The 5,111-nt window shown below is 64.4% G+C and carries 6 protein-coding genes; 1 reads left to right on the top strand and 5 read right to left on the bottom strand.

The window, feature by feature from the left end; all coding sequences use genetic code 11:
• Nucleotides 1-1,348, top strand: a 1,348-nt coding sequence (locus JNK99_RS06935) for an NYN domain-containing protein (RefSeq protein ID WP_366518723.1), incomplete at its 5' end; no start/stop codon positions are given.
• 97 nt (nucleotides 1,349-1,445) lie between these two features.
• On the opposite strand, the gene panD is transcribed toward JNK99_RS06935, so the two are convergent.
• The 5 genes from panD to JNK99_RS06910 form a co-directional block, all read right to left on the bottom strand.
• Entirely contained in the window at nucleotides 1,446-1,832 is a 387-nt protein-coding gene (gene panD / locus JNK99_RS06930; RefSeq protein ID WP_291850593.1) for an aspartate 1-decarboxylase, read from the bottom strand.
• 4 nt (nucleotides 1,833-1,836) lie between these two features.
• On the bottom strand, nucleotides 1,837-2,733 hold the full coding sequence (gene panC, locus JNK99_RS06925; protein WP_291850590.1) for a pantoate--beta-alanine ligase: 897 nt from the start codon (nucleotides 2,731-2,733) through the stop codon (nucleotides 1,837-1,839).
• 106 nt (nucleotides 2,734-2,839) lie between these two features.
• Nucleotides 2,840-3,652 carry a 3-methyl-2-oxobutanoate hydroxymethyltransferase gene (panB, locus tag JNK99_RS06920; protein WP_291850587.1) on the bottom strand — a complete coding sequence of 271 codons (813 nt, stop codon included), beginning with the start codon at nucleotides 3,650-3,652 and terminating at the stop codon, nucleotides 2,840-2,842.
• 13 nt (nucleotides 3,653-3,665) lie between these two features.
• Nucleotides 3,666-4,319: a deoxynucleoside kinase gene (locus JNK99_RS06915; RefSeq protein WP_291850585.1), complete on the bottom strand. Its 654-nt coding sequence runs from the start codon at nucleotides 4,317-4,319 to the stop codon at nucleotides 3,666-3,668.
• 24 nt (nucleotides 4,320-4,343) lie between these two features.
• Nucleotides 4,344-5,111: methyl-accepting chemotaxis protein (locus JNK99_RS06910; RefSeq protein ID WP_291850582.1), on the bottom strand; the 768-nt coding region annotated here is incomplete at its 5' end.

Raw genomic sequence — 5,111 nt, 5'->3', positions numbered from 1 at the left:
GGCCGTCGCACCCGAAACCGCCATCATGGCACTCTATTGCGACTTCGAGAATGTCGCGCTGGGCGTCCGTGATGCCAAGTATGACAAGTTCGATATCAAACCGGTGCTCGAGCGCCTGCTGCTCAAGGGCAGTATCGTCGTCAAGAAGGCCTATTGCGACTGGGAGCGCTACAAGGGTTTCAAGTCCACCATGCACGAGGCCAGTTTCGAGCTGATCGAGATCCCGCACTTGCGTCAGTCGGGCAAGAACTCGGCCGACATCCGGCTGGTCGTCGATGCGCTCGATCTGTGTTACACGAAGTCGCATGTCGATACCTTCGTTATCATCAGCGGTGATTCGGATTTCTCGCCGCTGGTCTCGAAGCTGCGCGAGAATGCCAAATACGTGATCGGTGTCGGCGTCAAGCAGTCGACTTCGGACCTGCTGATCGGCAACTGCGACGAGTTCATCTTCTACGATGACCTGGTGCGCGAAATGCAGCGCTCGGCCCGGCGCGACTCGAAGGAAGCGCAGGCGGTGGTCAGGCGCACGCCGGAAGAGGATGCACAACGCCGGGCTGAACTCGAGGCACGCCGCAGCAAGGCGATCGAACTGGCGGTCGCCACTTTTGATGCACTGGTCGACGAGCGGGGCGACAGCGGCAAGATCTGGGCTTCGATGCTCAAGGAGGCGATCAAGCGGCGCAAGCCCGATTTCAACGAGTCGTACTATGGTTTCCGGGCCTTTGGCAATCTGCTCGAGGAGGCGCAGGCGCGCGGTCTGCTCGAAATCGGCCGTGACGAGAAATCGGGAACCTATGTCTTTCGTCGGAATGGTGTCGTGGCGTGTCCGGAAGTGGTTCCGGAAGTGCCGGTTGAGGCGTTGACCGAGCCGCTGTCGGTCATCTCGTCGGAACCTGCGAGCGCAAGCCTTGAGGCGCCCAGCGAGCCGGTCGACGAGTCGAGCGCGCGTCGCAGCAAGGGGGAGAATCGCCGCAAGCCGGCCGACAAAGCCGGCAAGCGGCTGCGCGAGGCCAAGGGAAACCGGCAAGCCGGCAACCAGGCGGTCTCCGGTGGGCCGGTCGAGGAGCCGTCGGCTGCCGCCTCGAGCGAGAGCCTGGCGCCGACGCTGCACGACGACCTGCCGGCGGTCGATTTGCCGCAGCCAGTGACTGGTCTGCGGGATGAGGTGTTACCGGTCGGGGAGGCAGTGGAGATGCCGGTGCCTGATGTTGTGGCCGCGGCGGCGGTGGTCGTGCCTGCCGAAGACGCGCTGGCCGGCGATGCGGCTGAGGCGCCGCCGGTCAGGAAGCCGGCCAGCCGGCCGCGGCGCCCGCGCAAGCCGGGGGCGCTGGTGGATGGCGTGTGAGCTGCGGAAGCTGTTGCGGCCGGGCGGCTGCGCTGTAAACGAAAAAGCCGTGATCAGGGTCACGGCTTTTTCCTGCGGCCGGCTGCCGGAGCGGCCGCTAGGCAGCGGCGGCTTGCGTCGGAATCTGGCCAGCCATGCGCACGATGCGATTTTGCGTATCGACGTAGATCAGCAGCGGCGCATGCTTGACGAGCTCGACCTCGTTATACACCGCGAAGCTGGCGATGATCAGAATGTCACCCGGTGCGGCGCGTCGCGCAGCCGACCCATTCACCGAGATGACGCCGGATCCCCGCTCGGCACGGATGGCGTAGGTCGTGAAGCGTTCGCCGTTGTTGACGTTCCAGATGTCGATCTGTTCGTACTCGCGGATGTTCGCGGCATCGAGCAGGTCTTCGTCGATCGCGCATGACCCTTCGTAGTGAAGCTCGGCGTGCGTGGCGCTGACGCGGTGCAGCTTCGACTTCAGCATGGTTCTCTGCATGGAATCACCGGTTTGGGAGTTTGGGGAAGCGAATTGTAGCGGCTAATGGCGGCCTGTCAACGCCGCTTGTGACAGGGATTTCGACGTTGTCGATCAGCCGCGCACCGCCCAGGCGGCTTGCGGCGAGGACGACCAGCGCCTCTTCTGCGGGTACCTGCGGAACTTGCAGGTCGGACTGTCTCCGCACCGCAACATAGTCGGTCTTCCAGCCGTTGCGGTCGAGTTCTTCGGCCGTCCCGCGTTCGAGCCTGGCGAAATCGCGCTCACCGGACGCCACCGCGGCGCTGATGCGTAGCAGGAGGCGATGCAGGCGCGGCGCCTCGGCGCGTTCGCCGGCCGACAGGTAGCCATTGCGCGATGACAGCGCCAGGCCGTCCTCGGCGCGGACGGTCTCGCCGCCGATCACTTCGATCGGCAACGCCATCTGGCGCGTCATGTTGCGCAGGACCATGAGCTGCTGGTAGTCCTTCTTGCCGAACAGCGCCACCTGCGGCTGCACGATGTTGAACAGCTTGAGCACCACGGTGGCGACGCCCCGGAAGTGACCGGGCCGGAAGGCTCCGTCCAGTTGATGCTGGATGCCCGGTGGATCGACGTGGTATTCCTGCGGCTCGGGATAGAGCTCCGTTTCGCTGGGTGCGAACAGCAGGTCGACTCCGGCTGCCTCGAGCTGCGCGCAGTCGGCCTGGAAGGTGCGCGGGTAGCGATCGAAATCGTCGTTCGGACCGAATTGCAGGCGGTTGACGAAAATGCTCGCCACCACGGTGTCGCCGTGGGCGCGTGCCTCGCGCATCAGGGCCAGGTGGCCGGCGTGCAGGTTGCCCATGGTCGGTACGAAGGCGATGCGGCCGCGCTGTTTCACTGCGTTGCGCAGTTCGGGGATCGACGAGTGAATCTGCATGAGTTTGCTGAACCTCTTCAAGATGGTCGGGCGGGAGTCGTGCCGTTGGCCCGGTCACTTCCTGCCACCCGGCGCACTCCGCTGCACTCCTGCGGGAGCTGGCTGTTCAATAACAATGTTCGGCCGCCGGGAAGCTGCCATTCTTGACCGCCACGACGTAGGCGGCGATTGCCGCCGCGATCGACGGCTGACCAAGCATGAAGTTCCTCACGAAGCGTGCCTTCCGGCCGGCCGAGATGTCGAGCATGTCGTGCAGCACCAGCACCTGCCCCGAGCACTGCCGACTGGCGCCGATGCCGATGGTCGGCAGGGAGAGCTGCCCGGTGACTTCCGCTGCCAGCGCTTCGGGGATGGCCTCCAGGACCAGCAGGCCGGCGCCGGCTTCCTGTTGGGCGAGGGCATCGGCGAGCAAGCGCGCGGCACCGGAATCATCGCGGCCCTGCACGCGGTAGCCGCCGAGCTGGTGCACCGATTGCGGGGTCAGACCGACGTGCCCACAGACTGGAATGCCGCGCGCGGTCAGGAAGCGGGTGGTCTCGGCCATGTCCACACCGCCCTCCAGCTTGACCATCTGCGCGCCGACAGCCATCAGCGTGACGGCATTGCGCAGGGCCTGCTGCGGGCTTTCCTGGAAGCTCCCGAAGGGCATGTCAGCGATGACCAGGGGGCGCCGGCTGCCCCGCGCGACGCTTGCCGTGTGGTAGGCGATGTCGGCCAGCGTCACTGGCAGGGTCGAGTCGTGGCCCTGCAGGACCATGCCGAGCGAGTCGCCGATGAGCAGGGCGTCGACCCCGGCGGTATCGCAAAGCTGCGCGAAGCTGGCGTCGTAACAGGTGAGAACAGCGATCTTTTCGCCATTGGCGCGCATCTTGCCGAGATCGACATGCGTCAGGCGGCGCGTCGCAACGTGGGTGGACATGGACTTGCTCTCCTTACTCTCCACGGTTGAAGAATTCGCGCTGTCCGCGCATGGCTTCGATGCGCTTGACGAGCAGTTGAAAGTCATCGTCGCAGTCGACGAAATCGATCTTCTCGCAATTGACCACCATCACGGGTGCTGCGTCGTAGGCATGGAAGAAGCGCATGTAGCTTTCGGTCAGGAGCGTGAGGTAAGAATCGCCGATGCGGCGTTCTGTATCGCGGCCGCGCTTGCGGATGCGGGCGATCAGCGTTTCCGGTCCGGCCTGCAGATAGATCACCAGATCGGGTCGGGCCGGCTGTGGGGAAAGATGCGCGTAGATCTGACGGTAGAGCGCGTACTCGTCCTCGGCGAGCGTCAACCGTGCGAAGAGGGCGTCCTTCTCGAGCAGGAAGTCGGCGATCAGGGGGCGCTGCCCGGTTTCCGGTGGTGACGTTTCGCGCAGTTTGTCGATCCGCTGCATCAGAAAGGTGAGCTGGGTCGGCAGGGCAAAGCGCTCCTGGTCCTCATAGAACCGATTCAGGAAGGGATTCTGCTCGGGCTGTTCAAGCTGCAGTTGCGCGTCGAGGTGGGTGGCGAGGCGCTGCGCAAGACTGGTCTTGCCGACGCCGATCGGGCCTTCGACGACGATGTGGCGAGCTGTGGCGAGGGTGTTGCGTGTGACCATCAGATGCGGGGCAGCGGTGCCGGGTCAGCGTTCGACAAACAGGCGGTCCGGTCTGGCGGAACCATCCTGCGCCATTCGTTCGAGGCATTGCAGCACGCTCATGCTGGCCGCTTCCATTTGCTCGATGGCGTCTACCCCGACGCCGAAGTTGCCTGCCCGGCATGACTCGACAGCGCTGCGTCCGTGCCGGTGGACATCGAGATGCGGCGTCTCCAGCGCCCGGTAACCGTCGAGTTGCGAGAAAGCGGTCTTGCCCTCGCCCTCGTAATACCATTTGCCGAGACGGCAGTTGGCATGACTGGCGAAGTCGCCGGGCCCCTTGTCGGAGACGCCCATGAAAACCTGGTAGACATCGAACTTGAACAGCAGATGGTCGATCTTGACCAGTTCGGTGAAACTGCGCAGCGCAGCAACGCCAACCGTCCGTTCCACGTGTGTCGCCAGACCGTTGAGGTCGCCGATCGTCGTTGATGCCTGCCTGCCTTGCGCGCTGAACGAATCGGATTGCTCGGCGAGTTGCCCGATGATCTGCTGCACCGACACGGTTTCGCCCTGGATGGTGTTGACCAGCCGCGAAATATCGGTAGTGGCATGCGTCGTTCGGTCGGCCAGTTTGCGTACCTCGTCGGCGACGACGGCGAACCCGCGACCGGCCTCACCGGCGCGGGCGGCTTCGATTGCCGCGTTGAGCGCCAGCAGATTGGTCTGATCGGCGATTTCCTTGATCAATTGCACGATGCCGCCGATCTGCTGTGCGCTGCCCTGCAGGCTGAGCACCTGGTTGAGCGCCTG

The organism is Accumulibacter sp., assembly GCF_016789985.1.
In the GTDB taxonomy this organism is placed as follows: domain Bacteria; phylum Pseudomonadota; class Gammaproteobacteria; order Burkholderiales; family Rhodocyclaceae; genus Accumulibacter.
The sequence above is the reverse complement of the archived record's forward strand: the minus strand, read 5'-3'. Positions and strand labels throughout refer to the sequence as shown.